Source organism: Streptomyces violaceorubidus, from assembly GCF_000717995.1.
In the GTDB taxonomy this organism is placed as follows: domain Bacteria; phylum Actinomycetota; class Actinomycetes; order Streptomycetales; family Streptomycetaceae; genus Streptomyces; species Streptomyces violaceorubidus.
In genome coordinates this window covers 1-668 of sequence record NZ_JODM01000130.1, presented here as the reverse complement: position 1 = coordinate 668, position 668 = coordinate 1, and the positions used below count along the sequence as shown (strand labels likewise).

Sequence of the window (668 nt, the reverse complement as noted above, 5' to 3'; positions counted from 1 at the left end):
GCGCAGCAGGACCATCGCCGCCCTCGCCTTCGGTGGGCCGGCCGCCGCGCGGAGCAGTCCTGTGCCGCGCTCGCGTGCCGCGTCCGCCGTGAGCAGCTCGATGTCGACGAGCGCGCGCACCAGCCGCCGGCTGTCGGCCGGGACGAGCCCCGTGAGCCCGCGGCTTTCCAGGAGCGCGGCACGGGCCAGGCCGATCTGTTCGTCCAGCAGGGCCCGCAGGCCTGCGGAGGGCCGCGCCGCGGCCAGCTCGGCCGTCGTGACGGAGAACTTCTCCAACGTGCTCGCCGGGATGCCCGGACGCTCCTCCCGCAGGTCCTCGGCGAGGTCGTTGACGAAGTCGAGGCGCTGGCTGCCGTCGATGAACGTCCGGCACGCCGCCCGGTACCGCCCGTCGTCGTCACCGTCCGGTCCCAGCAGCTCGGCCACCAGCATGAAGGCGGGTAGGGAGTAGGCGTCCACGTAGGCCTGGTAGTCGTCCTCGGTCGCGAAACCGGCGAACTCCAGCTCGGCGGTGGCGGTGGACAGGTACTCCTCCACCCTCCGGCCGAGCAGGGGGCGCGCGGCGACGGTGCGCACCAGCGCGCGGATCAGCGGGTCGTCACTCGTGCCCGTGGTCAGCCCGTCGCGCACCCGGCGCTCCCAGTGCGCCCAGGCCGCCTCGCGCCGCG

General features: G+C 74.9%; 1 protein-coding gene. It reads right to left on the bottom strand.

Going from position 1 to position 668, the window contains the following annotated elements; all coding sequences use genetic code 11:
* Positions 1–668: squalene/phytoene synthase family protein (locus IE94_RS0134335; RefSeq protein WP_030192411.1), on the bottom strand; the 668-nt coding region annotated here is incomplete at both ends.